This window comes from Comamonas fluminis, from assembly GCF_019186805.1.
In the GTDB taxonomy this organism is placed as follows: Bacteria; Pseudomonadota; Gammaproteobacteria; order Burkholderiales; family Burkholderiaceae_C; genus Comamonas; species Comamonas fluminis.
The window spans coordinates 487,501-514,031 of the sequence record NZ_CP066783.1; the positions used below are offsets into that span (position 1 = coordinate 487,501).

Genomic DNA, 26,531 nt, shown 5'->3' on the forward strand with positions numbered 1-26,531 from the left:
ATCACCTCCTTTCTGGAAAAACGCTGCTTAAAATTGAACGTCCACACTTATCGGTTGTTGGAACAAGCCAAGTCTGGTTGAAATCGAGAAATCGATGATGGCCAGGAATGGAATGGGTCTGTAGCTCAGCTGGTTAGAGCACTGTGTTGATAACGCAGGGGTCGTTGGTTCGAGCCCAACTAGACCCACCAAAGATTCCAATGTCTGGTTCGAGGATCCCGGGGGATTAGCTCAGCTGGGAGAGCACCTGCTTTGCAAGCAGGGGGTCGTCGGTTCGATCCCGTCATCCTCCACCAAAAAAGATGGCGCCGGAAGGTGCTATAATCGTTGGCTCAGCAGATGTGAAGCGCAAGCGGATCAAAAGCAGAGTAAAAGCGAAAAACCAAATTCAATATAAAAGCAGTCTGAAGCAGACTGCTTTTATATTGATCTTTGATCAATAGGCTGTTCTTTAAAAATTCATAGAGTCGAAATCAGCGTTGCTGGTGGAAAGCATAAATCAAGGTTTGTGCACCGTGCCATCAGCAACTTTTTGATTGCGTCAAAACAGATATTTTGCGAATGCAAATTTATCTAGTAATGACGAATATTCTCTAAGCTGCATTGAAAGATGCAGCCAAAGATATTCACATTACGGCATAACGCGTGAGGTGCAAGACCTCACCAGTCTTTGAAATCTAGAGCTTAGATTCTCGCAAGAGAGTCCAAAGTTATAGGGTCAAGTGACTAAGAGCATATGGTGGATGCCTTGGCGATGATAGGCGACGAAAGACGTGATAGCCTGCGATAAGCTTCGGGGAGTTGGCAAATAAACTTTGATCCGGAGATTTCTGAATGGGGGAACCCACCTCGCAAGAGGTATCGCATACTGAATACATAGGTATGCGAAGCGAACCTGGAGAACTGAAACATCTAAGTACCCAGAGGAAAAGACATCAACCGAGATTCCGATAGTAGTGGCGAGCGAATTCGGAAGAGCCTTGCAGTGATAGTCGACCGGTTAACAAAACGGCATGGAAAGGCCGACCATAGTGGGTGATAGTCCCGTATGTGAAAACCGATCGGTGGTACTAGGCTGCAGACAAGTAGGGCGGGGCACGAGAAACCCTGTCTGAATATGGGGGGACCATCCTCCAAGGCTAAATACTCATCATCGACCGATAGTGAACCAGTACCGTGAGGGAAAGGCGAAAAGAACCCCGGGAGGGGAGTGAAATAGATCCTGAAACCGTATGCTTACAAAAAGTCGGAGCCCTTAGGGGTGACGGCGTACCTTTTGTATAATGGGTCAGCGACTTACATTCAGTGGCAAGCTTAACCGAATAGGGGAGGCGAAGAGAAATCGAGTCCGAATAGGGCGACTAGTCGCTGGGTGTAGACCCGAAACCAAGTGATCTATCCATGGCCAGGATGAAGGTGCCGTAACAGGTACTGGAGGTCCGAACCCACTAATGTTGCAAAATTAGGGGATGAGCTGTGGATAGGGGTGAAAGGCTAAACAAACTTGGAAATAGCTGGTTCTCTCCGAAAACTATTTAGGTAGTGCCTCAAGTATTACCGTCGGGGGTAGAGCACTGTTTAGGCTAGGGGGTCATGGCGACTTACCAAACCTATGCAAACTCCGAATACCGACGAGTACAGCTTGGGAGACAGAGCACCGGGTGCTAACGTCCGGACTCAAGAGGGAAACAACCCAGACCGCCAGCTAAGGTCCCTAAAATTGGCTAAGTGGGAAACGAAGTGGGAAGGCTAAAACAGTCAGGATGTTGGCTTAGAAGCAGCCATCATTTAAAGAAAGCGTAATAGCTCACTGATCGAGTCGTCCTGCGCGGAAGATGTAACGGGGCTAAGCCAGTTACCGAAGCTGCGGATGTGCAATTTATTGCACGTGGTAGGAGAGCGTTCTGTAAGCCTGTGAAGGTGTCTGGTAACGGATGCTGGAGGTATCAGAAGTGCGAATGCTGACATGAGTAGCGTTAAAGGGGGTGAAAAGCCCCCTCGCCGTAAGCGCAAGGTTTCCTACGCAACGTTCATCGGCGTAGGGTAAGTCGGCCCCTAAGGCGAGGCAGAGATGCGTAGCTGATGGGAAACAGGTCAATATTCCTGTACCGATATGTAGTGCGATGTGGGGACGGAGAAGGTTAGCTCAGCCAACTGTTGGATATGTTGGTTCAAGCCTGTAGTCGTGCCTGGTAGGCAAATCCGCCAGGCTTAGATGAGGGGTGATAACGAGTGTGCTTGCACACGAAGTGAGTGATACCCTGCTTCCAGGAAAAGCCACTAAGCTTCAGCTACATACGACCGTACCGCAAACCGACACTGGTGCGCGAGATGAGTATTCTAAGGCGCTTGAGAGAACTCAGGAGAAGGAACTCGGCAAATTGACACCGTAACTTCGGGAGAAGGTGTACCCCAAGTAAGTGAAGTTGTACAAATGGAGCTCAAAGGGGTTGCAAAAAATTGGTGGCTGCGACTGTTTAATAAAAACACAGCACTCTGCAAACACGAAAGTGGACGTATAGGGTGTGACGCCTGCCCGGTGCTGGAAGATTAAATGATGGGGTGCAAGCTCTTGATTGAAGTCCCAGTAAACGGCGGCCGTAACTATAACGGTCCTAAGGTAGCGAAATTCCTTGTCGGGTAAGTTCCGACCTGCACGAATGGCGTAACGATGGCCACACTGTCTCCTCCTGAGACTCAGCGAAGTTGAAATGTTTGTGATGATGCAATCTCCCCGCGGAAAGACGGAAAGACCCCATGAACCTTTACTGTAGCTTTGTATTGGACTTTGAACGGATCTGTGTAGGATAGGTGGGAGGCTTTGAAGTGCGGTCGCTAGATCGCATGGAGCCAACGTTGAAATACCACCCTGGTGCGTTTGAGGTTCTAACCTAGGTCCATTATCTGGATCGGGGACAGTGCATGGTAGGCAGTTTGACTGGGGCGGTCTCCTCCCAAAGCGTAACGGAGGAGTTCGAAGGTACGCTAGTTACGGTCGGACATCGTGACGATAGTGCAATGGCATAAGCGTGCTTAACTGCGAGACTGACAAGTCGAGCAGATGCGAAAGCAGGACATAGTGATCCGGTGGTTCTGTATGGAAGGGCCATCGCTCAACGGATAAAAGGTACTCTGGGGATAACAGGCTGATACCGCCCAAGAGTTCATATCGACGGCGGTGTTTGGCACCTCGATGTCGGCTCATCTCATCCTGGGGCTGTAGTCGGTCCCAAGGGTATGGCTGTTCGCCATTTAAAGAGGTACGTGAGCTGGGTTTAAAACGTCGTGAGACAGTTTGGTCCCTATCTTCCGTGGGCGCTGCAGATTTGAGGAAGCCTGCTCCTAGTACGAGAGGACCGGAGTGGACACACCTCTGGTGTACCTGTTGTCACGCCAGTGGCATCGCAGGGTAGCTAAGTGTGGAAGAGATAACCGCTGAAAGCATCTAAGCGGGAAACTCGTTTCAAGATGAGATCTGCCGGGGCCTTGAGCCCCCTGAAGGGTCGTTGTAGACCACGACGTTGATAGGTTGGGTGTGGAAGCGCAGTAATGCGTTAAGCTAACCAATACTAATTGCCCGTGCGGCTTGACCCTATAACTTTGGGTTTAGCTCAGAATTTAAGACTGAATGATCTGGAGACGGACATTCAAGTTATGCCGAAAAGGCGCAATCGAAAAGCTGATTGAGACTCTATGAATTCGTTGGATTGAGAGGGAAGTCATTAAGAAGTTAATGGCAGCCGATTAATCTGACAAAAAGTTTATGCCTGATGACCATAGCAAGTTGGTACCACTCCTTCCCATCCCGAACAGGACAGTGAAACGACTTTGCGCCGATGATAGTGCGGGTTCCCGTGTGAAAGTAGGTCATCGTCAGGCTCTTACGCCAAAACGCCTGGCTCACGCCAGGCGTTTTCTTCTCTCTCTTCAAAAAGAGGGGTGAGAAGAAAACGCAAAAACGTTTTAAAAGTGCAGTGAAAACTGTGCTAAAATCTAAGGCTTCGCTGATCGCAGCAAAGCAAGAAATTTGAATCGGTTTTACCGGTTTTTGAATTCAGATCCTTAAAAAAATACAGCCGATAAGCGTGGGCGTTTGGTGGCAAGCAGCCAGTTCTACGGAACAAACTCTTCGGAGTTATCAAACGTTCACAAAAACAGTAATGAAGAAGATTTATCTTCTGATTTCCGTCAAGTGAATGAGCAGTCGAAAGACTTTAAATTCAAGATCGAACTATAGAGTTTGATCCTGGCTCAGATTGAACGCTGGCGGCATGCTTTACACATGCAAGTCGAACGGCAGCACGGACTTCGGTCTGGTGGCGAGTGGCGAACGGGTGAGTAATACATCGGAACGTGCCTAGTAGTGGGGGATAACTACTCGAAAGAGTGGCTAATACCGCATGAGATCTACGGATGAAAGCAGGGGACCTTCGGGCCTTGTGCTACTAGAGCGGCTGATGGCAGATTAGGTAGTTGGTGGGGTAAAGGCTTACCAAGCCTGCGATCTGTAGCTGGTCTGAGAGGACGACCAGCCACACTGGGACTGAGACACGGCCCAGACTCCTACGGGAGGCAGCAGTGGGGAATTTTGGACAATGGGCGAAAGCCTGATCCAGCAATGCCGCGTGCAGGATGAAGGCCCTCGGGTTGTAAACTGCTTTTGTACGGAACGAAAAGCCTGAGGCTAATATCCTCGGGTCATGACGGTACCGTAAGAATAAGCACCGGCTAACTACGTGCCAGCAGCCGCGGTAATACGTAGGGTGCAAGCGTTAATCGGAATTACTGGGCGTAAAGCGTGCGCAGGCGGTTTTGTAAGACAGTGGTGAAATCCCCGGGCTCAACCTGGGAACTGCCATTGTGACTGCAAGGCTAGAGTGCGGCAGAGGGGGATGGAATTCCGCGTGTAGCAGTGAAATGCGTAGATATGCGGAGGAACACCGATGGCGAAGGCAATCCCCTGGGCCTGCACTGACGCTCATGCACGAAAGCGTGGGGAGCAAACAGGATTAGATACCCTGGTAGTCCACGCCCTAAACGATGTCAACTGGTTGTTGGGTCTTAACTGACTCAGTAACGAAGCTAACGCGTGAAGTTGACCGCCTGGGGAGTACGGCCGCAAGGTTGAAACTCAAAGGAATTGACGGGGACCCGCACAAGCGGTGGATGATGTGGTTTAATTCGATGCAACGCGAAAAACCTTACCCACCTTTGACATGTACGGAAGTTTCCAGAGATGGATTCGTGCTCGAAAGAGAGCCGTAACACAGGTGCTGCATGGCTGTCGTCAGCTCGTGTCGTGAGATGTTGGGTTAAGTCCCGCAACGAGCGCAACCCTTGCCATTAGTTGCTACATTCAGTTGAGCACTCTAATGGGACTGCCGGTGACAAACCGGAGGAAGGTGGGGATGACGTCAAGTCCTCATGGCCCTTATAGGTGGGGCTACACACGTCATACAATGGCTGGTACAAAGGGTTGCCAACCCGCGAGGGGGAGCTAATCCCATAAAGCCAGTCGTAGTCCGGATCGCAGTCTGCAACTCGACTGCGTGAAGTCGGAATCGCTAGTAATCGTGGATCAGAATGTCACGGTGAATACGTTCCCGGGTCTTGTACACACCGCCCGTCACACCATGGGAGCGGGTCTCGCCAGAAGTAGGTAGCCTAACCGCAAGGAGGGCGCTTACCACGGCGGGGTTCGTGACTGGGGTGAAGTCGTAACAAGGTAGCCGTATCGGAAGGTGCGGCTGGATCACCTCCTTTCTGGAAAAACGCTGCTTAAAATTGAACGTCCACACTTATCGGTTGTTGGAACAAGCCAAGTCTGGTTGAAGTCGAGAAATCGATGATGGCCAGGAGTGGAATGGGTCTGTAGCTCAGCTGGTTAGAGCACTGTGTTGATAACGCAGGGGTCGTTGGTTCGAGCCCAACTAGACCCACCAAGATTCCAATGTCTGGTTCGAGGATCCCGGGGGATTAGCTCAGCTGGGAGAGCACCTGCTTTGCAAGCAGGGGGTCGTCGGTTCGATCCCGTCATCCTCCACCAAAAAAGATGGCGCCGGAAGGTGCTATAATCGTTGGCTCAGCAGATGTGAAGCGCAAGCGGAGCAAAAGCAGAGTGGAAGCGAAAAAACAAAATTCAATATAAAAGCAGTCTGCATCAGACTGATTTTATATTGATCTTTGATCAATAGGCTGTTCTTTAAAAATTCATAGAGTCGAAATCAGCGTTGCTGGTGGAAAGCATAAATCAAGGTTTGTGCACCGTGCCATCAGCAACTTTTTGATTGCGTCAAAACAGATATTTTGCGAATGCAAATTTATCTAGTAATGACGAATATTCTCTAAGCTGCATTGAAAGATGCAGCCAAAGATATTCACATTACGGCATAACGCGTGAGGTGCAAGACCTCACCAGTCTTTGAAATCTAGAGCTTAGATTCTCGCAAGAGAGTCCAAAGTTATAGGGTCAAGTGACTAAGAGCATATGGTGGATGCCTTGGCGATGATAGGCGACGAAAGACGTGATAGCCTGCGATAAGCTTCGGGGAGTTGGCAAATAAACTTTGATCCGGAGATTTCTGAATGGGGGAACCCACCTCGCAAGAGGTATCGCATACTGAATACATAGGTATGCGAAGCGAACCTGGAGAACTGAAACATCTAAGTACCCAGAGGAAAAGACATCAACCGAGATTCCGATAGTAGTGGCGAGCGAATTCGGAAGAGCCTTGCAGTGATAGTCGACCGGTTAACAAAACGGCATGGAAAGGCCGACCATAGTGGGTGATAGTCCCGTATGTGAAAACCGATCGGTGGTACTAGGCTGCAGACAAGTAGGGCGGGGCACGAGAAACCCTGTCTGAATATGGGGGGACCATCCTCCAAGGCTAAATACTCATCATCGACCGATAGTGAACCAGTACCGTGAGGGAAAGGCGAAAAGAACCCCGGGAGGGGAGTGAAATAGATCCTGAAACCGTATGCTTACAAAAAGTCGGAGCCCTTAGGGGTGACGGCGTACCTTTTGTATAATGGGTCAGCGACTTACATTCAGTGGCAAGCTTAACCGAATAGGGGAGGCGAAGAGAAATCGAGTCCGAATAGGGCGACTAGTCGCTGGGTGTAGACCCGAAACCAAGTGATCTATCCATGGCCAGGATGAAGGTGCCGTAACAGGTACTGGAGGTCCGAACCCACTAATGTTGCAAAATTAGGGGATGAGCTGTGGATAGGGGTGAAAGGCTAAACAAACTTGGAAATAGCTGGTTCTCTCCGAAAACTATTTAGGTAGTGCCTCAAGTATTACCGTCGGGGGTAGAGCACTGTTTAGGCTAGGGGGTCATGGCGACTTACCAAACCTATGCAAACTCCGAATACCGACGAGTACAGCTTGGGAGACAGAGCACCGGGTGCTAACGTCCGGACTCAAGAGGGAAACAACCCAGACCGCCAGCTAAGGTCCCTAAAATTGGCTAAGTGGGAAACGAAGTGGGAAGGCTAAAACAGTCAGGATGTTGGCTTAGAAGCAGCCATCATTTAAAGAAAGCGTAATAGCTCACTGATCGAGTCGTCCTGCGCGGAAGATGTAACGGGGCTAAGCCAGTTACCGAAGCTGCGGATGTGCAATTTATTGCACGTGGTAGGAGAGCGTTCTGTAAGCCTGTGAAGGTGTCTGGTAACGGATGCTGGAGGTATCAGAAGTGCGAATGCTGACATGAGTAGCGTTAAAGGGGGTGAAAAGCCCCCTCGCCGTAAGCGCAAGGTTTCCTACGCAACGTTCATCGGCGTAGGGTAAGTCGGCCCCTAAGGCGAGGCAGAGATGCGTAGCTGATGGGAAACAGGTCAATATTCCTGTACCGATATGTAGTGCGATGTGGGGACGGAGAAGGTTAGCTCAGCCAACTGTTGGATATGTTGGTTCAAGCCTGTAGTCGTGCCTGGTAGGCAAATCCGCCAGGCTTAGATGAGGGGTGATAACGAGTGTGCTTGCACACGAAGTGAGTGATACCCTGCTTCCAGGAAAAGCCACTAAGCTTCAGCTACATACGACCGTACCGCAAACCGACACTGGTGCGCGAGATGAGTATTCTAAGGCGCTTGAGAGAACTCAGGAGAAGGAACTCGGCAAATTGACACCGTAACTTCGGGAGAAGGTGTACCCCAAGTAAGTGAAGTTGTACAAATGGAGCTCAAAGGGGTTGCAAAAAATTGGTGGCTGCGACTGTTTAATAAAAACACAGCACTCTGCAAACACGAAAGTGGACGTATAGGGTGTGACGCCTGCCCGGTGCTGGAAGATTAAATGATGGGGTGCAAGCTCTTGATTGAAGTCCCAGTAAACGGCGGCCGTAACTATAACGGTCCTAAGGTAGCGAAATTCCTTGTCGGGTAAGTTCCGACCTGCACGAATGGCGTAACGATGGCCACACTGTCTCCTCCTGAGACTCAGCGAAGTTGAAATGTTTGTGATGATGCAATCTCCCCGCGGAAAGACGGAAAGACCCCATGAACCTTTACTGTAGCTTTGTATTGGACTTTGAACGGATCTGTGTAGGATAGGTGGGAGGCTTTGAAGTGCGGTCGCTAGATCGCATGGAGCCAACGTTGAAATACCACCCTGGTGCGTTTGAGGTTCTAACCTAGGTCCATTATCTGGATCGGGGACAGTGCATGGTAGGCAGTTTGACTGGGGCGGTCTCCTCCCAAAGCGTAACGGAGGAGTTCGAAGGTACGCTAGTTACGGTCGGACATCGTGACGATAGTGCAATGGCATAAGCGTGCTTAACTGCGAGACTGACAAGTCGAGCAGATGCGAAAGCAGGACATAGTGATCCGGTGGTTCTGTATGGAAGGGCCATCGCTCAACGGATAAAAGGTACTCTGGGGATAACAGGCTGATACCGCCCAAGAGTTCATATCGACGGCGGTGTTTGGCACCTCGATGTCGGCTCATCTCATCCTGGGGCTGTAGTCGGTCCCAAGGGTATGGCTGTTCGCCATTTAAAGAGGTACGTGAGCTGGGTTTAAAACGTCGTGAGACAGTTTGGTCCCTATCTTCCGTGGGCGCTGCAGATTTGAGGAAGCCTGCTCCTAGTACGAGAGGACCGGAGTGGACACACCTCTGGTGTACCTGTTGTCACGCCAGTGGCATCGCAGGGTAGCTAAGTGTGGAAGAGATAACCGCTGAAAGCATCTAAGCGGGAAACTCGTTTCAAGATGAGATCTGCCGGGGCCTTGAGCCCCCTGAAGGGTCGTTGTAGACCACGACGTTGATAGGTTGGGTGTGGAAGCGCAGTAATGCGTTAAGCTAACCAATACTAATTGCCCGTGCGGCTTGACCCTATAACTTTGGGTTTAGCTCAGAATTTAAGACTGAATGATCTGGAGACGGACATTCAAGTTATGCCGAAAAGGCGCAATCGAAAAGCTGATTGAGACTCTATGAATTCGTTGGATTGAGAGGGAAGTCATTAAGAAGTTAATGGCAGCCGATTAATCTGACAAAAAGTTTATGCCTGATGACCATAGCAAGTTGGTACCACTCCTTCCCATCCCGAACAGGACAGTGAAACGACTTTGCGCCGATGATAGTGCGGGTTCCCGTGTGAAAGTAGGTCATCGTCAGGCTCTTACGCCAAAACGCCTGGCTCACGCCAGGCGTTTTCTTCTCTCTCTTCAAAAAGAGGGGTGAGAAGAAAACGCAAAAACGTTTTAAAAGTGCAGTGAAAACTGTGCTAAAATCTAAGGCTTCGCTGATCACAGCAAAGCAAGAAATCTGAATCGGTTTTGCCGGTTTTTGAATTCAGATCCTTAAAAAAATACAGCCGATAAGCGTGGGCGTTTGGTGGCAAGCAGCCAGTTCTACGGAACAAACTCTTCGGAGTTATCAAACGTTCACAAAAACAGTAATGAAGAAGATTTATCTTCTGATTTCCGTCAAGTGAATGAGCAGTCGAAAGACTTTAAATTCAAGATCGAACTATAGAGTTTGATCCTGGCTCAGATTGAACGCTGGCGGCATGCTTTACACATGCAAGTCGAACGGCAGCACGGACTTCGGTCTGGTGGCGAGTGGCGAACGGGTGAGTAATACATCGGAACGTGCCTAGTAGTGGGGGATAACTACTCGAAAGAGTGGCTAATACCGCATGAGATCTACGGATGAAAGCAGGGGACCTTCGGGCCTTGTGCTACTAGAGCGGCTGATGGCAGATTAGGTAGTTGGTGGGGTAAAGGCTTACCAAGCCTGCGATCTGTAGCTGGTCTGAGAGGACGACCAGCCACACTGGGACTGAGACACGGCCCAGACTCCTACGGGAGGCAGCAGTGGGGAATTTTGGACAATGGGCGAAAGCCTGATCCAGCAATGCCGCGTGCAGGATGAAGGCCCTCGGGTTGTAAACTGCTTTTGTACGGAACGAAAAGCCTGAGGCTAATATCCTCGGGTCATGACGGTACCGTAAGAATAAGCACCGGCTAACTACGTGCCAGCAGCCGCGGTAATACGTAGGGTGCAAGCGTTAATCGGAATTACTGGGCGTAAAGCGTGCGCAGGCGGTTTTGTAAGACAGTGGTGAAATCCCCGGGCTCAACCTGGGAACTGCCATTGTGACTGCAAGGCTAGAGTGCGGCAGAGGGGGATGGAATTCCGCGTGTAGCAGTGAAATGCGTAGATATGCGGAGGAACACCGATGGCGAAGGCAATCCCCTGGGCCTGCACTGACGCTCATGCACGAAAGCGTGGGGAGCAAACAGGATTAGATACCCTGGTAGTCCACGCCCTAAACGATGTCAACTGGTTGTTGGGTCTTAACTGACTCAGTAACGAAGCTAACGCGTGAAGTTGACCGCCTGGGGAGTACGGCCGCAAGGTTGAAACTCAAAGGAATTGACGGGGACCCGCACAAGCGGTGGATGATGTGGTTTAATTCGATGCAACGCGAAAAACCTTACCCACCTTTGACATGTACGGAAGTTTCCAGAGATGGATTCGTGCTCGAAAGAGAGCCGTAACACAGGTGCTGCATGGCTGTCGTCAGCTCGTGTCGTGAGATGTTGGGTTAAGTCCCGCAACGAGCGCAACCCTTGCCATTAGTTGCTACATTCAGTTGAGCACTCTAATGGGACTGCCGGTGACAAACCGGAGGAAGGTGGGGATGACGTCAAGTCCTCATGGCCCTTATAGGTGGGGCTACACACGTCATACAATGGCTGGTACAAAGGGTTGCCAACCCGCGAGGGGGAGCTAATCCCATAAAGCCAGTCGTAGTCCGGATCGCAGTCTGCAACTCGACTGCGTGAAGTCGGAATCGCTAGTAATCGTGGATCAGAATGTCACGGTGAATACGTTCCCGGGTCTTGTACACACCGCCCGTCACACCATGGGAGCGGGTCTCGCCAGAAGTAGGTAGCCTAACCGCAAGGAGGGCGCTTACCACGGCGGGGTTCGTGACTGGGGTGAAGTCGTAACAAGGTAGCCGTATCGGAAGGTGCGGCTGGATCACCTCCTTTCTGGAAAAACGCTGCTTAAAATTGAACGTCCACACTTATCGGTTGTTGGAACAAGCCAAGTCTGGTTGAAGTCGAGAAATCGATGATGGCCAGGAGTGGAATGGGTCTGTAGCTCAGCTGGTTAGAGCACTGTGTTGATAACGCAGGGGTCGTTGGTTCGAGCCCAACTAGACCCACCAAGATTCCAATGTCTGGTTCGAGGATCCCGGGGGATTAGCTCAGCTGGGAGAGCACCTGCTTTGCAAGCAGGGGGTCGTCGGTTCGATCCCGTCATCCTCCACCAAAAAAGATGGCGCCGGAAGGTGCTATAATCGTTGGCTCAGCAGATGTGAAGCGCAAGCGGAGCAAAAGCAGAGTGGAAGCGAAAAAACAAAATTCAATATAAAAGCAGTCTGCATCAGACTGATTTTATATTGATCTTTGATCAATAGGCTGTTCTTTAAAAATTCATAGAGTCGAAATCAGCGTTGCTGGTGGAAAGCATAAATCAAGGTTTGTGCACCGTGCCATCAGCAACTTTTTGATTGCGTCAAAACAGATATTTTGCGAATGCAAATTTATCTAGTAATGACGAATATTCTCTAAGCTGCATTGAAAGATGCAGCCAAAGATATTCACATTACGGCATAACGCGTGAGGTGCAAGACCTCACCAGTCTTTGAAATCTAGAGCTTAGATTCTCGCAAGAGAGTCCAAAGTTATAGGGTCAAGTGACTAAGAGCATATGGTGGATGCCTTGGCGATGATAGGCGACGAAAGACGTGATAGCCTGCGATAAGCTTCGGGGAGTTGGCAAATAAACTTTGATCCGGAGATTTCTGAATGGGGGAACCCACCTCGCAAGAGGTATCGCATACTGAATACATAGGTATGCGAAGCGAACCTGGAGAACTGAAACATCTAAGTACCCAGAGGAAAAGACATCAACCGAGATTCCGATAGTAGTGGCGAGCGAATTCGGAAGAGCCTTGCAGTGATAGTCGACCGGTTAACAAAACGGCATGGAAAGGCCGACCATAGTGGGTGATAGTCCCGTATGTGAAAACCGATCGGTGGTACTAGGCTGCAGACAAGTAGGGCGGGGCACGAGAAACCCTGTCTGAATATGGGGGGACCATCCTCCAAGGCTAAATACTCATCATCGACCGATAGTGAACCAGTACCGTGAGGGAAAGGCGAAAAGAACCCCGGGAGGGGAGTGAAATAGATCCTGAAACCGTATGCTTACAAAAAGTCGGAGCCCTTAGGGGTGACGGCGTACCTTTTGTATAATGGGTCAGCGACTTACATTCAGTGGCAAGCTTAACCGAATAGGGGAGGCGAAGAGAAATCGAGTCCGAATAGGGCGACTAGTCGCTGGGTGTAGACCCGAAACCAAGTGATCTATCCATGGCCAGGATGAAGGTGCCGTAACAGGTACTGGAGGTCCGAACCCACTAATGTTGCAAAATTAGGGGATGAGCTGTGGATAGGGGTGAAAGGCTAAACAAACTTGGAAATAGCTGGTTCTCTCCGAAAACTATTTAGGTAGTGCCTCAAGTATTACCGTCGGGGGTAGAGCACTGTTTAGGCTAGGGGGTCATGGCGACTTACCAAACCTATGCAAACTCCGAATACCGACGAGTACAGCTTGGGAGACAGAGCACCGGGTGCTAACGTCCGGACTCAAGAGGGAAACAACCCAGACCGCCAGCTAAGGTCCCTAAAATTGGCTAAGTGGGAAACGAAGTGGGAAGGCTAAAACAGTCAGGATGTTGGCTTAGAAGCAGCCATCATTTAAAGAAAGCGTAATAGCTCACTGATCGAGTCGTCCTGCGCGGAAGATGTAACGGGGCTAAGCCAGTTACCGAAGCTGCGGATGTGCAATTTATTGCACGTGGTAGGAGAGCGTTCTGTAAGCCTGTGAAGGTGTCTGGTAACGGATGCTGGAGGTATCAGAAGTGCGAATGCTGACATGAGTAGCGTTAAAGGGGGTGAAAAGCCCCCTCGCCGTAAGCGCAAGGTTTCCTACGCAACGTTCATCGGCGTAGGGTAAGTCGGCCCCTAAGGCGAGGCAGAGATGCGTAGCTGATGGGAAACAGGTCAATATTCCTGTACCGATATGTAGTGCGATGTGGGGACGGAGAAGGTTAGCTCAGCCAACTGTTGGATATGTTGGTTCAAGCCTGTAGTCGTGCCTGGTAGGCAAATCCGCCAGGCTTAGATGAGGGGTGATAACGAGTGTGCTTGCACACGAAGTGAGTGATACCCTGCTTCCAGGAAAAGCCACTAAGCTTCAGCTACATACGACCGTACCGCAAACCGACACTGGTGCGCGAGATGAGTATTCTAAGGCGCTTGAGAGAACTCAGGAGAAGGAACTCGGCAAATTGACACCGTAACTTCGGGAGAAGGTGTACCCCAAGTAAGTGAAGTTGTACAAATGGAGCTCAAAGGGGTTGCAAAAAATTGGTGGCTGCGACTGTTTAATAAAAACACAGCACTCTGCAAACACGAAAGTGGACGTATAGGGTGTGACGCCTGCCCGGTGCTGGAAGATTAAATGATGGGGTGCAAGCTCTTGATTGAAGTCCCAGTAAACGGCGGCCGTAACTATAACGGTCCTAAGGTAGCGAAATTCCTTGTCGGGTAAGTTCCGACCTGCACGAATGGCGTAACGATGGCCACACTGTCTCCTCCTGAGACTCAGCGAAGTTGAAATGTTTGTGATGATGCAATCTCCCCGCGGAAAGACGGAAAGACCCCATGAACCTTTACTGTAGCTTTGTATTGGACTTTGAACGGATCTGTGTAGGATAGGTGGGAGGCTTTGAAGTGCGGTCGCTAGATCGCATGGAGCCAACGTTGAAATACCACCCTGGTGCGTTTGAGGTTCTAACCTAGGTCCATTATCTGGATCGGGGACAGTGCATGGTAGGCAGTTTGACTGGGGCGGTCTCCTCCCAAAGCGTAACGGAGGAGTTCGAAGGTACGCTAGTTACGGTCGGACATCGTGACGATAGTGCAATGGCATAAGCGTGCTTAACTGCGAGACTGACAAGTCGAGCAGATGCGAAAGCAGGACATAGTGATCCGGTGGTTCTGTATGGAAGGGCCATCGCTCAACGGATAAAAGGTACTCTGGGGATAACAGGCTGATACCGCCCAAGAGTTCATATCGACGGCGGTGTTTGGCACCTCGATGTCGGCTCATCTCATCCTGGGGCTGTAGTCGGTCCCAAGGGTATGGCTGTTCGCCATTTAAAGAGGTACGTGAGCTGGGTTTAAAACGTCGTGAGACAGTTTGGTCCCTATCTTCCGTGGGCGCTGCAGATTTGAGGAAGCCTGCTCCTAGTACGAGAGGACCGGAGTGGACACACCTCTGGTGTACCTGTTGTCACGCCAGTGGCATCGCAGGGTAGCTAAGTGTGGAAGAGATAACCGCTGAAAGCATCTAAGCGGGAAACTCGTTTCAAGATGAGATCTGCCGGGGCCTTGAGCCCCCTGAAGGGTCGTTGTAGACCACGACGTTGATAGGTTGGGTGTGGAAGCGCAGTAATGCGTTAAGCTAACCAATACTAATTGCCCGTGCGGCTTGACCCTATAACTTTGGGTTTAGCTCAGAATTTAAGACTGAATGATCTGGAGACGGACATTCAAGTTATGCCGAAAAGGCGCAATCGAAAAGCTGATTGAGACTCTATGAATTCGTTGGATTGAGAGGGAAGTCATTAAGAAGTTAATGGCAGCCGATTAATCTGACAAAAAGTTTATGCCTGATGACCATAGCAAGTTGGTACCACTCCTTCCCATCCCGAACAGGACAGTGAAACGACTTTGCGCCGATGATAGTGCGGGTTCCCGTGTGAAAGTAGGTCATCGTCGGGCTCTTACAGAGAGAAACCCCGTAGTCGAAAGGCTACGGGGTTTTTTATTGGGTGCTTCAAAAGTGGGAGCGCCTGGCGCAGGTCAGGGAATGATCTGAGGCTGATAAATACCGGATACCTAAAAAAAGAGAGCGCTAGGCGCTCTCTTTTTTGTTCATGCTCTATGGAGTTGAAAGCGCAGCACGCCGTTTTCATCAAGCCTGCGCATGAGTTTCTGGGAGAACCACAGGTAGTGAAGATGGGCCGGGGCTTCGCCCATGGCAAATGTCATCTGGTGGGCATCCAGTTGTCGCTTGAACAGAGTGGGCAGAATGTCGGTCGCGCTCAGGTTCTGGGTCTGGGCAGCCTGCATGATGTCCTGGAGTCTTGCCTCGTGATGTTCAATCAGTTGATGGACTCTTTGGTGCAAGCCGGTGAAGGGTTTGCCGTGCGAGGGCAGAACGTAGCAGTCCTGCGGAAGCTCCAGATAGCGTCTGAGTGAATCCAGAAACAGTTGCAGCGGGTTGGCCTCAGGTTCTGAGGAATGAACGCTGACATTGGCGGATATGCGGGGAAGGACCATATCGCCGCTGATGAGGATATTCGTTTCCGCACAGTACAGAGCCATGTGCTCCGGTGCATGGCCATAGCCTGCGATGCATGTCCAGTTGCGGCCACCGATGATGATGGCGGAGCCATCCATGATGCGGCGGTAGGTTTCTGGAATCTGGGCTACCAGTGAGGAGTAATAGCTGCCGCGACCGCGCACATGTTTGAGGAAGTCGCCTTCCGGCTGCCCATGCAGGCTATAGAACTCAGAGCCGGATTCTCCGCCAAAGCCATCTCTGTCCTTTATGGCGACGCGGGCAGTGTTGTAATCCGTGGCGCTGATCCAGAGCGGGGCTTTCCAGTGTTCGCAAAGCCAGCCTGCCAGGCCTATATGGTCTGGGTGCATGTGGGTGACGATGATTCGCAAGATGGGCAGGCCTTCGAGTTCGGAGGCAAAGATCTGTTCCCACTGCTGGCGTGCCTCTGGACGGTTGACGCAGCAGTCAACGACTGTCCATCCTTCAACGATCTGGCCATGCATATCTTCCTGATGGTCGCGTAGCAGCCAGAGATTGATATGGTCCAGCGCAAAAGGCAGGGACATGCGAATCCACTTGATGCCATCGGCGATGCTCAGGCACTGGCCGGCGGCGGGCAATTGATCGCCAAGCGGATAGTGGAGAGCTGATTCTTGGGGATGGGTCATGAGCGGCCTATATCGTTTAGCATTGACGTTAACGTAAACGTCACTAATTTCAAACCGTATTTTAGAGAGTGAGCCATGCCTCGCAGTCACTTGTGCGATGCGCTCATTCGCCTGATAGAACTATGTCTAACAGCTACACCATCAGCGATCTGGCCAAGGAGTTTGACCTCACGACGCGGGCCATTCGCTTTTATGAGGATATGGGCTTGCTGCAGCCAGAGCGATCTGGCGCGGGCGGGCGTAACCGCGTCTATTCACCCAGAGATCGGGCAAGACTGCGGCTGACGCTGAGAGCCAAGCGGCTGGGTCTTTCGCTGTCTGAAGCCAAGGAAATCATTGATCTGTACGACAGCCCCAGAGATACCGGTGTGCAATTGCGTAAATTTCTGGATGTGCTGGCAGTGCATCGCAAGCAACTGGAGTCTCAGATGGCGGACTTGCAGGCGACCTTGGATGAAGTGCGGGAGCAGGAGAAAGAAGCGCGTCAGCTACTCAAGAAGTCTGATCCGAAAAATAACGCATAATTGACGTTTACGTAAACGTCAATTTGGCTGAACTTCTTCTGGAGACTTGTCCATGCAAACTGGCTCTGTACCGCAATCGACTGATTTTGTGGCTCGTGTTCAGCAGAGCTTTGCCAAACAAGGCGCAATGCAGACTCTGGGAGCCCAGTTGACGCGCGTGGAGCTGGGGGCTGTGGATATCTGCCTGGACTGGGCGCAAGGCCTGACGCAGCAGCACGGTTTTCTGCATGCAGGCATGGTTTCGACGGCGCTGGACTCTGCCTGTGGCTATGCGGGTCTTACCCAGATGCCTGCCGATGCCGCAGTGCTCACCATTGAATTCAAGATCAATCTGCTGGCACCGGCAAAAGGCCAGCGGTTTCGCATGGAAGGTCGCGTCATCAAGCCCGGGCGCACGATTGTGGTGACCGAGGGGCGTGCCTATGCCATCGACAACGGCCAGGAAAAGCTGATTGCCACCATGGGCTGCACACTGATGTGTCTGCGCGACAGAGATGGACTGAACAACTGACGTATTTGCACCGACTCATACATACCTGAAGGAGACAACCATGAGCCTTGCCAACCTGCCCGGACTGAATTTCCAGCTTGGAGAAGATATCGATGCTCTGCGTGATGCAGTGCGTGAGTTTGCCCAGAGCGAGATTGCTCCGCGTGCGGCTGAGATCGATCGCAATGACCAGTTCCCCATGGACCTGTGGCGCAAGTTTGGTGACCTGGGCGTGCTGGGCATCACGGTGTCTGAGCAGTACGGCGGAGCCGATATGGGCTATCTGGCCCATATGGTCGCGATGGAAGAAATCTCGCGTGCTAGCGCTTCCGTAGGTCTGTCCTATGGCGCACACAGCAATCTGTGCGTGAATCAGATCAATCGCAACGGCAATGAAGCCCAGAAGGCCAAGTACCTGCCCAAGCTCATCAGCGGCGAACATGTGGGCGCGCTGGCCATGAGCGAGCCTGGCGCTGGCTCCGACGTCATCAGCATGAAGCTCAAGGCGGAAGACAAGGGTGGTTATTACCTGCTCAACGGCAGCAAGATGTGGATTACCAACGGCCCGGACGCCGACACGCTGGTGGTCTATGCCAAGAGCGAGCCGGAAATGGGCGCGCGTGGCATAACAGCCTTTCTGATCGAGAAGGGCATGAAGGGTTTTTCCATTGCCCAAAAGCTCGACAAGCTGGGAATGCGCGGCAGTCACACGGGAGAACTGGTCTTTCAGAACGTGGAAGTGCCTGCCGAAAACATTCTGGGTGGCCTGAATAACGGTGCCAAGGTGCTGATGAGCGGCCTTGATTACGAGCGCGCCGTGCTGACTGGCGGGCCGCTGGGCATCATGCAGTCAGTGATGGATAACGTCGTTCCCTATATCCACGATCGCAAGCAGTTTGGCCAGAGCATTGGTGAGTTTCAGCTCATCCAAGGCAAGGTGGCTGATATGTACACCGTGCTGCAAGCGGGCCGATCTTTCGCCTATACGGTGGCTAAAAATCTCGATCTGCTGGGAACTGACCATGTTCGCCAGGTTCGTAAAGACTGCGCCAGCGTCATTCTGTGGTGTGCCGAGAAGGCAACCTGGATGGCTGGCGAAGGTGTACAAATCTATGGCGGCAATGGGTATATCAACGAGTATCCGCTCGGCCGCCTGTGGCGAGATGCGAAACTCTACGAGATTGGTGCTGGCACCAGCGAAATTCGTCGCATGTTGATCGGGCGCGAATTGTTTGCTGAAACCTGCTGATGAAGCAGGGGCTGCGCCATCCTTCAACCACCACAAAAAAGGATAGCTTCATGACAACGACCTCCATCGAAGACCTGTTTGTCCATAACCGTGAATGGGCAGACCAGATGGAGCGTGATCGTCCTGGTTTCTTTACCGGACTGATGGCGCAGCAAAAGCCCAAATACATGTGGATCGGCTGTTCGGACAGCCGCGTTCCCGCCAACCAGATCACCGGTCTGGAACCTGGTGAAGTGTTTGTGCACCGTAACGTGGCCAATGTGGTGGTGCCCAGCGATCTGAACTGCCTGTCCACCATCCAGTACTCGGTTGACCACCTGAAGATCGAGCACCTGATGGTGGTCGGTCACTACGGCTGCGGCGGTGTGTATGCCGCGCTGAACAACCTGCGTCTGGGTCTGGTGGATAACTGGACCCGTCACGTGCGCGATGTGCGCGACAAGCACGTCAAACTGCTGGAAGGCATTTCCACCCAGTTCCGCCACGATGCGCTGTGCGAGCTGAACGCCATCGAGCAGGTGGTCAACGTGGCGCAGTCCACCGTGATGCAGGACGCCTGGGCGCGTGGCCAGAAGGTTACGCTGCACGGCTGGTGCTACAGCCTCAAGAACGGCCACATCACCAATCTGGAGATGACTCTGCCCGATGTGGCAGGTCTGGAAGAAACCTACAACCTGGCTGTCGAAAAGGTCGCAACGCGCAAGCGTGACTGATCGCTGCTTGCAGTGCTTTCATGAAGGTTTTAAGCCTCTAGCGCTTATTCCACATGTGAGCACTGCTCACTTATCTGGAGCGACTGGCCCGCCATGTTTCCGCAACGACTGGACGCCCCGCAGGCCTATGCCATTGCACAGGCCTTGATGCATGGCTTCAATCTGCACTACCGCATGTTCAGTGCAGAAGCGGCCCGCGCCAAGCAGCGCTTTGAGGCCATGGACTGGCAGGGCCAGCAGCAAGCCCAGCGCGAACGCATAGAGTTCTACGATTTGCAGGTGCGTGCCTGCATTCAGCGGCTGGAAGATGAGTTTTCCGCCAGCCAGCAAAGCATGGCGGTGTGGCAGCAGGTCAAGCTGCACTACATCGGCTTGATGGTGGACCATCTGCAGCCCGAGCTGGCTGAGACCTTCTTCAACTCGGTCACCACCAAAATTCTGCACCGCACGCACTTCCAGAACGACTTCATCTTTGTGCGGCCCGCTGTCAGCACCGAGTATCTGGAAAACACGCAGGCCGGTGCCATACCCACCTATCGCGCCTATTACCCCGGCACGCTGGCCCAGCTTGAGGACAGTCTGCAGGCCTTGTTTGAGCAATTGCAGCTTGAATGCGCGTTTGAAGACCTGGCGCGTGATGTGCACCTGCTGGCCGAGCGCATTCGCAGCAGGCTGGCAGGCCTGACGCTGCGGCCCAATTTCCAGATACAGGTGCTCTCCAGCCTGTTCTATCGCAACAAGGGCGCCTATCTGGTGGGCAAGCTCATCACCGGCTATACCGAGTTGCCGCTGGCCATTCCCATCCTGCATGGCGCGCAGGGGCAGCTCATTCTGCACGCCGCCCTGTTTGGCGAAGACGATCTGCATGCGCTGTTCAGCTTCGCCCGCGCCTATTTCATGGTGCATATGGAGGTGCCCAGCGCCTATGTGGGCTTTTTGCACAGCCTCATGCCGCGCAAGCCCAAGGCCGAGATCTATAACGCGCTGGGGCTGGCCAAGCAGGGCAAGACGTTGTTTTACCGAGATTTTCTGCACCATCTGCGCCATTCCAGCGACCAGTTGCGCATTGCCCCTGGCATCAAGGGGCTGGTCATGCTGGTGTTTGACCTGCCCAGCTTCCCCTACGTCTTCAAGCTCATCAAGGACCGCATCGCCAGCAGCAAGAACGTCACGCGCTCTCAGGTCAAAGCCAAGTACCAACTGGTCAAACGGCATGACCGTGGCGGGCGCATGGCAGACACCATGGAATACAGCCTGGTGGCCTTTCCCAAAGACCGCTTCAGCGATGAACTACTGGCCGAGTTGCAGGCGCAGGCACCCGAGCAGATCGAGATCAGCGACCGCGATGGAGACGGGCAGGTGGAAGTCATCATCAGTCACCTCTACATCGAGCGGCGACTGGTGCCACTGAACCTGTTTCTGATGGAATGCCTGGCGGACGCCGATACCAAGCCGGAGCGCCGCGCCGCCATGGAGCGGGCCATTCTGGAATATGGCAATGCCATCAAGGATCTGGTGGCCACCAACATCTTTCCGGGGGACATGCTGTGGAAGAACTTTGGCGTCACACGCGGCGGCAAAGTGGTCTTCTATGACTATGACGAAATTGAGTACCTGACAGACTGCAACTTCCGCAACGTGCCCGAGCCGCGCAATGAGGAAGAGGAGATGTCGGGCGAGATCTGGTATTCCGTCTCTCCCGGCGATGTTTTCCCGGAAACCTTTGGCCCATTTCTGCTGGGCCACCCTGCCGTGCGCGACATCTTCATGCGCCATCACGCCGACCTGCTGGAGGCCGACTTCTGGCGCGGCCATCAGGGCCGCATTCGTGATGGCCAGATCATCGACGTCTTCCCCTACGAGCGCAGCCGCTTTCTGCATGCGGGCGACGAGGGGCTGCAGACACAGACTTGCAACGCTTTTACTCATAGCCCGGCCTGAGCCGGCATTTATTCCTTCAGGAGACACACCATGCATCAAGATCCCGTCGTCATCGTCAGCGCAGCCCGCACGCCCATGGGCGCATTCCAAGGCGATTTTTCCGACCTCGCAGCCCATGACCTGGGCGGCGCAGCCATTCAGGCTGCCGTAGAGCGTGCAGGCATCAAGCCCGAGTTGGTGGAGGAAGTACTGTTTGGCAACTGCCTGATGGCGGGCCAGGGCCAGGCGCCTGCGCGTCAGGCGGGCTTCAAGGGCGGGCTGCCGCAATCCACGGGCGCAGTCACCCTGTCAAAAATGTGCGGCGCTGGCATGGAGGCCACCATCCTGGCCCACGACCAGCTGATTGCCGGCAGCCGCGAGGTGATGATTGCGGGCGGCATGGAAAGCATGACCAATGCGCCTTATCTGCTGAAGAAGGGGCGCGGCGGCTACCGCATGGGTCACGACAAGATTTTTGACCACATGATGCTCGACGGTTTGGAAGACGCCTACGAACCAGGCCGCTCCATGGGCACCTTTGGTGAAGACTGCGCAGCCAAGTACCAGTTCACCCGCGAGGCGCAGGACGCCTTTGCCATTGCCAGCGTGCAGCGCGCGCAGGAAGCCGCCAAGAGCGGTGCGTTCGACGCTGAAATCACCCCCGTCACCGTCAAGACCCGGAAGGGCGATGTGACCGTGAGCGTGGACGAAGGCCCGGCCAAGGCCAAGCTGGACAAGATCACCAGCCTCAAGCCCGCGTTCAAGAAGGATGGCACCATCACCGCCGCTTCCAGCTCCAGCATCAACGACGGCGCCGCCGCCATGGTGCTGATGCGTGAATCCACCGCCAAGCAACTGGGCTGCAAGCCGCTGGCGCGCATCGTCTCGCACGCCACTTTTGCGCAAGCGCCCGAGTGGTTCACGACGGCCCCCGTCGGCGCCACTGAAAAGGCACTGAAGAAGGCGGGCTGGAAGGTGGAGGACGTGGACCTGTGGGAAATCAACGAAGCCTTTGCCGTGGTGCCCATGGCGCTGATGGCGGACCTGAAAGTGCCGCACGATAAGGTCAATGTGAACGGCGGCGCCTGTGCACTGGGCCACCCCATTGGTGCCAGCGGCGCCCGCATTCTGGTGACGCTGCTGCACGCGCTCAAAACCCGTGGCAAGAAGAAAGGCCTGGCGACGCTGTGCATCGGCGGCGGCGAGGCAACAGCCATGGCGGTGGAGCTGATCTGAACGTTTGCGCAATGTGGGCCAGACCGGTGAGAGTTGCCAAAAGCTGTCACCGGCTTGCGATACATTGAAGTCATGTTCAACGGCTGGCCTGGCCCGCAGGCGGCCATCTAGCGAGAGCCCTTCATGAGCGCAGACATTGACCAAGACGACGGCCAGACCGTGGTTCCCCTGAGTGACCCGCAGGCCGAGACATTCTGGCGGGAGTTTTCCCGGCAACTGCCCCAGCTGCAAACTCTGGATGGGCAAGGCTTTGTAATGGAAGCCAACGAGCTGCTGCACAACTATGCGCCGGGCCTGTCGATAGAGCTGGAAGGCGTGGCGAAGGAAGCTGGCTCCAAGCTGGTGATCTCGGCCCATGGCAACACGGCAGAGTTCGAAAACGCTCAGGTGCTGGTGCGCAACGCCCCCCAACTGCAGAACTTCACCGTGCAGGCCTACCGCAGTCGCACGCTGGGTGCGGACTTTGGCATGCGCATGGAAGACTTTGAGCTGACCAGCTCCGACGTGCTGGTGGGCTATTACGACGCAGGCGGCATCACCGGGCTGGAGCTGGCCTTTGCCAAGCCCATCCCTTCGGACATGATGGGCCATGCCCAGCATATGTCCTTCATCATGCTCGACCATGTGCTGGGCGAGTGGGACTTCTCGGTGCGCGTGGGGCCGGTGGAGTTTGTCGAAGAAATCACAAACGGCCTGAACGGGCCAGTGAAGCTCTCAGAGTTCCCGGCGGTTTTTGATGCGTTTGTGCGCCAGACGCTGGGCCGCACCTACGAATATCCGCAGGAGCAGGACAGCCGCTGGCTGTCGCTGGAAGTGCGTGCCCGCGATACCGATGAGGACGCACCGCCCGATATTCTGAGTTTTCATGACTCGGCCAACGCCGTGGCTACGCGGGCCGATCTGTCCTACTTTCTGGAATGGCGTCTTTCCTTCGACAGCCAGGAACAGCTGGATCAGGTGCGTGATGTGCAGGACGCGCTGGATACCGAGCTGGCGCACCACCAGCGCGGCATTCTGGTCTTCACCCGTGTGGAGAACATGAGCAGCCGCGTGGCCGCTTTCTATGTAGACGACCCGGCGCACGCCCAGCAACTGGCACAGCAGCTTGCTGCCAAGCATGCCAAGGGCATCAAGGCCGAGCTGAACCTGAGCTTTGACCCCGCCTGGAATGAATATCTGTCGCTGTACGGCGCGATTCACCGCAGAGGCGAAGACGCATGATCCAGTCGCATGAACAGTTGCGCCAGCTTTATTCAGAGCCTGCAGAGCGTGCCTTGCTCAAGCAGCAACTGGAGCTGGATCGCTACTGCCTGCGTTTCATCGCCTTGTCGCCGTTTGTGGTCATGGCCACAGGCGGCGCCAACGGCAGCCTGCTCGATGCCTCGCCGCGAGGCGGCAAGCCCGGTTTCGTCAAGGCGCCCGATGCCCAGACGCTGCTGATTCCCGATGCCGGCGGCAACAACCGGCTGGACAGCCTGAGCAATCTGATTGACGACCCGCGTCTGGGCCTGCTGTTTTTTGTGCCCGGCTTTGATGAAACCCTGCGCGTCAACGGCACGGCCCAGCTGCGTGATGAGGCGCATTACACAGCGCTGTTTGCCAGCGACCATTTCCGCCCCAGGCTGGTCATTGAGGTGAACGTGCAGGAAGCCTATCTGCACTGCGCCAAGGCCTTGATGCGCTCACGCCTGTGGAGTGCCGAGGCCCAGGTGCCGCGCAAGGTCATGCCCACGCTCAACCAGATGATCCAGTCGCAGCTGGGCATGACGGGCGAGCCAGAGTCGCAGGAGCTGATGATGGCCCGCTATGGCGCGGTGATTGCGGCTGAGCAAGGCAAACAAAATTAATAGCTGCCAGCGCTGATGTTGAAAGGGGTTTGCATGAAAAACAACTTGAAATTCAATACCAACAGGCGCTGCCAGCTATGTCTTTGATACTGATTCTGGGGGCCTCTCGCGGGCTGGGCAAGGCTTTGACGCAGGCCTATCTGGAGCAGGGCCATCGCGTCATTGCCACGGTGCGCAAGGCGCAGGACATGGCCGAGCTGCAGTCCATGGGGGCCGAGGTTCTGCAGATTGATCTGGCCAGCCCCGCCAGCGTCAGCGGCCTGGCCTGGCAGCTGGATGGCGAGGCCATTGATCTGGCGCTTTACGTTGCAGGCATCTGGGATGGTCATGCCGCAGGCGTGCCGCCCACACAGCCGCAGTTCGATGCGGTCATGCACAGCAATGTGCTGGGCTTTATGCAGGCGCTGCCGCAGATTGCGCCCATGGTGCAGGAGGCGGGTGGCGTCATCGCTGCTTTTTCCAGCGAAATGTCGCTGCCGGCGCAGGCCGATGAAAACGCCTGGCTTTACCGCGTCAGCAAGGCCGCGCTCAATATGGCCGTGGCATCAGCCTGCCAGCACTGGCCGGGCCTGACGCTGCTGGCGCTGGACCCCGGCTGGGTGCAGACCGAAATGGGCGGGGCATCCGCCCCCATCACCGTAGAGAAAAGCGTGCAGGGCCTGATGCAGGCGCTGGAGCAAGTGCGCCCCGAAGACCGCGGCAGCCTGCTGCGCTATGACGGCACAAGCACCAGACTTTTAGATGCCTAGCCCAGGCTGAATATGGGCATACAGCTATAACTATTGGAGACACACATGCTGCTGAACCAGGACCAGGAAATGATCCGCGACGCCGTGCGCGACTTTGTGCGCGAGCAGATTACCCCCCACGCTGCGCGCTGGGACAAGGACCATCACTTTCCCAAGGATGTGCACCAGGGCCTGGCCGCGCTGGGCGCCTATGGTATCTGCGTGCCTGAGGAGCTGGGCGGCGCGGGTATGAACTATCTGAGCCTGGCGCTGGTGCTGGAAGAAATTGCCGCAGGCGACGGCGGCACCAGCACCGTCATCAGCGTGACCAACTGCCCGGTCAACGCCATCCTGATGAAATACGGTAACGCCCAGCAGCAGGAGCAATGGCTGCGCCCACTGGCCCAAGGCCAGATGCTGGGCGCCTTCTGCCTGACCGAGCCGCATGTGGGCAGTGATGCATCGGCACTGCGCACCACGGCCATCAGGGATGGTGGCGATTACGTGATCAACGGCGTCAAGCAGTTCATCACCAGCGGCAAAAATGGCGACGTGGCCATTGTCATTGCCGTGACCGACAAGGCGGCGGGCAAGAAAGGCATGAGCGCCTTTATCGTGCCCACCAGCAACCCCGGCTATCAGGTGGCGCGGCTGGAAGACAAGCTAGGCCAGCATTCCAGCGATACAGCGCAGATCAATTTTGAAAACTGCCGCATTCCCGCCGCCAACCTGATTGGTGCGGAGGGCGAGGGTTACAAGATTGCACTGAGCGCGCTGGAAGGCGGGCGCATCGGTATTGCCGCGCAAAGCGTGGGCATGGCGCGTGCGGCATTTGAATGCGCGCTGCAATACAGCAAAGAGCGCGAAAGCTTTGGTCAGCCCATCTTCAATCATCAGGCTGTTGGCTTCAGGCTTGCGGAATGCGCTACGCAAATTGAAGCGGCCCGCCAACTGATCTGGCACGCCGCCAGCCTGCGCGATGCAGGTCTGCCGTGCCTGAAGGAAGCCGCCATGGCCAAGCTGTTTGCCAGCGAAATGGCCGAGCGCGTGTGCAGCATGGCCATCCAGACCCTGGGCGGCTACGGCGTGGTCAACGATTTCCCGGTGGAGCGCATCTACCGCGATGTGCGCGTGTGCCAGATCTACGAAGGCACCAGCGATGTGCAGAAAATCCTGATCCAGCGCGCGCTGGCCTGAGCGCTGCATCTGT

General features: G+C 54.1%; 11 protein-coding genes, 6 tRNA genes and 9 rRNA genes (1 of these 26 running past the window's edge). 25 read left to right on the forward strand and 1 reads right to left on the reverse strand.

The window, feature by feature from the left end:
- From JDW18_RS02570 to rrf (JDW18_RS02640), 15 genes are all read left to right on the forward strand, one after another.
- Window positions 1–12 (forward strand): 16S ribosomal RNA (locus JDW18_RS02570); it begins 1,523 nt to the left of the window's first position.
- A 102-nt stretch (window positions 13–114) separates the two neighbouring features.
- Window positions 115–191 (forward strand) — tRNA-Ile (locus tag JDW18_RS02575).
- A gap of 29 nt (window positions 192–220) precedes the next feature.
- Window positions 221–296 (forward strand) — tRNA-Ala (locus tag JDW18_RS02580).
- A 420-nt stretch (window positions 297–716) separates the two neighbouring features.
- A 23S ribosomal RNA gene (locus tag JDW18_RS02585) occupies window positions 717–3,594 on the forward strand.
- Window positions 3,595–3,766: 172 nt separating this feature from the next.
- Window positions 3,767–3,879, forward strand: a 5S ribosomal RNA gene (rrf, locus tag JDW18_RS02590).
- Between the two features lie 349 nt (window positions 3,880–4,228).
- Window positions 4,229–5,763, forward strand: a 16S ribosomal RNA gene (locus tag JDW18_RS02595).
- Window positions 5,764–5,865: 102 nt separating this feature from the next.
- Window positions 5,866–5,942 (forward strand) — tRNA-Ile (locus tag JDW18_RS02600).
- 28 nt (window positions 5,943–5,970) lie between these two features.
- Window positions 5,971–6,046 (forward strand) — tRNA-Ala (locus JDW18_RS02605).
- 421 nt (window positions 6,047–6,467) lie between these two features.
- Window positions 6,468–9,345, forward strand: a 23S ribosomal RNA gene (locus JDW18_RS02610).
- 172 nt (window positions 9,346–9,517) lie between these two features.
- A 5S ribosomal RNA gene (rrf, locus tag JDW18_RS02615) occupies window positions 9,518–9,630 on the forward strand.
- 349 nt (window positions 9,631–9,979) lie between these two features.
- A 16S ribosomal RNA gene (locus JDW18_RS02620) occupies window positions 9,980–11,514 on the forward strand.
- A 102-nt stretch (window positions 11,515–11,616) separates the two neighbouring features.
- Window positions 11,617–11,693 (forward strand) — tRNA-Ile (locus JDW18_RS02625).
- A gap of 28 nt (window positions 11,694–11,721) precedes the next feature.
- Window positions 11,722–11,797 (forward strand) — tRNA-Ala (locus tag JDW18_RS02630).
- Between the two features lie 421 nt (window positions 11,798–12,218).
- Window positions 12,219–15,096 (forward strand): 23S ribosomal RNA (locus tag JDW18_RS02635).
- Window positions 15,097–15,268: 172 nt separating this feature from the next.
- Window positions 15,269–15,381, forward strand: a 5S ribosomal RNA gene (gene rrf, locus JDW18_RS02640).
- Together the 16S, 23S and 5S rRNA genes with 6 tRNA genes alongside form the textbook arrangement of a ribosomal RNA operon.
- Window positions 15,382–15,534: 153 nt before the next feature.
- Here rrf (JDW18_RS02640) and JDW18_RS02645 read toward each other — a convergent pair.
- Window positions 15,535–16,614, reverse strand: coding sequence for an MBL fold metallo-hydrolase (locus JDW18_RS02645; RefSeq protein ID WP_218242206.1), 1,080 nt, complete (start codon window positions 16,612–16,614; stop codon window positions 15,535–15,537).
- Between the two features lie 122 nt (window positions 16,615–16,736).
- Between JDW18_RS02645 and JDW18_RS02650 the strand changes: the two genes are divergently transcribed.
- From JDW18_RS02650 to JDW18_RS02695, 10 genes are all read left to right on the forward strand, one after another.
- Window positions 16,737–17,138 carry a MerR family transcriptional regulator gene (locus JDW18_RS02650; RefSeq protein WP_218242207.1) on the forward strand — a complete coding sequence of 134 codons (402 nt, stop codon included), beginning with the start codon at window positions 16,737–16,739 and terminating at the stop codon, window positions 17,136–17,138.
- Window positions 17,139–17,190: 52 nt separating this feature from the next.
- Window positions 17,191–17,649, forward strand: a complete 459-nt coding sequence (locus JDW18_RS02655) for a PaaI family thioesterase (protein ID WP_218242208.1) — start codon at window positions 17,191–17,193, stop codon at window positions 17,647–17,649.
- Window positions 17,650–17,689: 40 nt separating this feature from the next.
- Window positions 17,690–18,877, forward strand: coding sequence for an isovaleryl-CoA dehydrogenase (locus tag JDW18_RS02660; protein WP_218242209.1), 1,188 nt, complete (start codon window positions 17,690–17,692; stop codon window positions 18,875–18,877).
- 50 nt (window positions 18,878–18,927) lie between these two features.
- Window positions 18,928–19,590 (forward strand): carbonate dehydratase, encoded by a 663-nt coding sequence (can, locus tag JDW18_RS02665; protein ID WP_218242210.1) that lies wholly within the window; start codon window positions 18,928–18,930, stop codon window positions 19,588–19,590.
- A gap of 93 nt (window positions 19,591–19,683) precedes the next feature.
- Entirely contained in the window at window positions 19,684–21,531 is a 1,848-nt protein-coding gene (gene aceK / locus JDW18_RS02670; RefSeq protein ID WP_218242211.1) for a bifunctional isocitrate dehydrogenase kinase/phosphatase, read from the forward strand.
- Window positions 21,532–21,561: 30 nt separating this feature from the next.
- Window positions 21,562–22,746, forward strand: a complete 1,185-nt coding sequence (locus tag JDW18_RS02675) for an acetyl-CoA C-acyltransferase (protein WP_218242212.1) — start codon at window positions 21,562–21,564, stop codon at window positions 22,744–22,746.
- Window positions 22,747–22,869: 123 nt separating this feature from the next.
- Window positions 22,870–23,967 carry a DUF695 domain-containing protein gene (locus tag JDW18_RS02680; protein WP_218242213.1) on the forward strand — a complete coding sequence of 366 codons (1,098 nt, stop codon included), beginning with the start codon at window positions 22,870–22,872 and terminating at the stop codon, window positions 23,965–23,967.
- A complete protein-coding gene (locus JDW18_RS02685) occupies window positions 23,964–24,593 on the forward strand; it encodes an MSMEG_1061 family FMN-dependent PPOX-type flavoprotein (protein WP_218242214.1) in 630 nt (209 codons plus the stop codon). Before JDW18_RS02680 ends, JDW18_RS02685 begins: the two co-directional genes overlap by 4 nt.
- A 77-nt stretch (window positions 24,594–24,670) precedes the next feature.
- On the forward strand, window positions 24,671–25,342 hold the full coding sequence (locus JDW18_RS02690; RefSeq protein WP_218242215.1) for an SDR family oxidoreductase: 672 nt from the start codon (window positions 24,671–24,673) through the stop codon (window positions 25,340–25,342).
- Window positions 25,343–25,387: 45 nt separating this feature from the next.
- Complete coding sequence (locus tag JDW18_RS02695) at window positions 25,388–26,518, forward strand: acyl-CoA dehydrogenase family protein (protein WP_218242216.1); 1,131 nt, start codon at window positions 25,388–25,390, stop codon at window positions 26,516–26,518.
- Window positions 26,519–26,531: the final 13 nt, after the last annotated feature.

Excerpts from the sequence above, each read along its gene's own strand:
- JDW18_RS02645 (WP_218242206.1), bottom strand. The coding sequence starts at position 16,614 with ATGACCCATCCCCAAGAATCAGCTCTCCACTATCCGCTTGGCGATCAA.
- JDW18_RS02650 (WP_218242207.1), top strand. The coding sequence starts at position 16,737 with ATGTCTAACAGCTACACCATCAGCGATCTGGCCAAGGAGTTTGACCTC.
- JDW18_RS02655 (WP_218242208.1), top strand. The coding sequence starts at position 17,191 with ATGCAAACTGGCTCTGTACCGCAATCGACTGATTTTGTGGCTCGTGTT.
- JDW18_RS02660 (WP_218242209.1), top strand. The coding sequence starts at position 17,690 with ATGAGCCTTGCCAACCTGCCCGGACTGAATTTCCAGCTTGGAGAAGAT.
- can (WP_218242210.1), top strand. The coding sequence starts at position 18,928 with ATGACAACGACCTCCATCGAAGACCTGTTTGTCCATAACCGTGAATGG.
- aceK (WP_218242211.1), top strand. The coding sequence starts at position 19,684 with ATGTTTCCGCAACGACTGGACGCCCCGCAGGCCTATGCCATTGCACAG.
- JDW18_RS02675 (WP_218242212.1), top strand. The coding sequence starts at position 21,562 with ATGCATCAAGATCCCGTCGTCATCGTCAGCGCAGCCCGCACGCCCATG.
- JDW18_RS02680 (WP_218242213.1), top strand. The coding sequence starts at position 22,870 with ATGAGCGCAGACATTGACCAAGACGACGGCCAGACCGTGGTTCCCCTG.
- JDW18_RS02685 (WP_218242214.1), top strand. The coding sequence starts at position 23,964 with ATGATCCAGTCGCATGAACAGTTGCGCCAGCTTTATTCAGAGCCTGCA.
- JDW18_RS02690 (WP_218242215.1), top strand. The coding sequence starts at position 24,671 with ATGTCTTTGATACTGATTCTGGGGGCCTCTCGCGGGCTGGGCAAGGCT.
- JDW18_RS02695 (WP_218242216.1), top strand. The coding sequence starts at position 25,388 with ATGCTGCTGAACCAGGACCAGGAAATGATCCGCGACGCCGTGCGCGAC.